Genomic DNA, 1,011 nt, shown 5'->3' with positions numbered 1-1,011 from the left:
AACTGGAGGAATACCCTGGGGGGGTATATGGTTCTGGTAGTGGAGAGATGCCCTTAGACGGGTACTGCTCCAGGGAGCGAACAAAGGTGCGCGCTTCCAGTCCCAGGGGTTACCCCTGGAGCCGGGCTGATGAACAGAAGGTGGGAACGACATGACGAACGAACTTGATCACACAAACCACGGGGGCCTGACCGGTCACGCCGATCACGACTCCCAGGGACACAATCCGGGCCCCAATCCGGGACACAATCTGGGCCACGATCTGGGTTCCGATCTGGGTTCCCATGCCGGTCACGGCAGCGCCCAGCCGGGCGGGATGCTCGTGTCCGAGCACGGCTACACTCTCGAGCTGGACTCCCCGATTCTGGACAACGGCGTGCAGAACGTCAGCTTCAGGATCACCGGACCCGACGGACGACCCGTCACCGCGTTCCAGGACGCACACGAGAAGGAACTGCACCTGATCGTCATCCGCCGCGACATGGCCCACTTCCAGCACGTGCACCCGGTCAGGGACGCCTCCGGAACTTGGAGCATCGACCTGAACCTGAACCCCGGCGCCTGGCGGATCTTCGCCGACTTCCACCCCGCCGGACACGGCCAGCCGATGACCCTGGGCATCGATGTCTCCGTCGGCGGCACCTATGAACCGCAGCAACTGCCCGCCGCGGACCGGACCGTGCAACTGGGCACCTACACCGTGACCCTCGAAGGCGGCCTCGTAGCGAAGGAAGCCACTGAGCTGAAGTTCACCGTCAGCAGGAACGGGCAACCCGTACCCGACCTCCAGCCCTACCTCGGAGCCTTCGGTCACCTGGTCGCACTGCGGGAAGGCGATCTCGCCTACCTCCACGTCCACCCCGAAGGTAGCCCAGGCGACGGACACACCAAACCCGGACCGGACATCTCATTCCTCGCGGTCGCCCCATCAGCCGGCACCTACCGCCTCCACCTGGACTTCCAACACCAGGACACCGTCAGAACAGCACAATTCACCATCCACGCAACCAC

The 1,011-nt window shown here is 64.0% G+C and carries 1 protein-coding gene; it reads left to right on the top strand.

Features of this window, described 5'->3' with window-relative positions; translation table 11 throughout:
* Positions 1-151 precede the first annotated feature (151 nt).
* Positions 152-1,011, top strand: an 860-nt coding sequence (locus CXQ92_RS17490; protein ID WP_181033736.1) for a hypothetical protein, incomplete at its 3' end; no start/stop codon positions are given.

This window comes from Arthrobacter sp. SX1312 (genome assembly GCF_002929295.1).
Taxonomy (GTDB): domain Bacteria; phylum Actinomycetota; class Actinomycetes; order Actinomycetales; family Micrococcaceae; genus Arthrobacter_D.
Note: the sequence above shows the minus strand (reverse complement) of the source record. Positions and strands in the feature narration are given on the sequence as shown.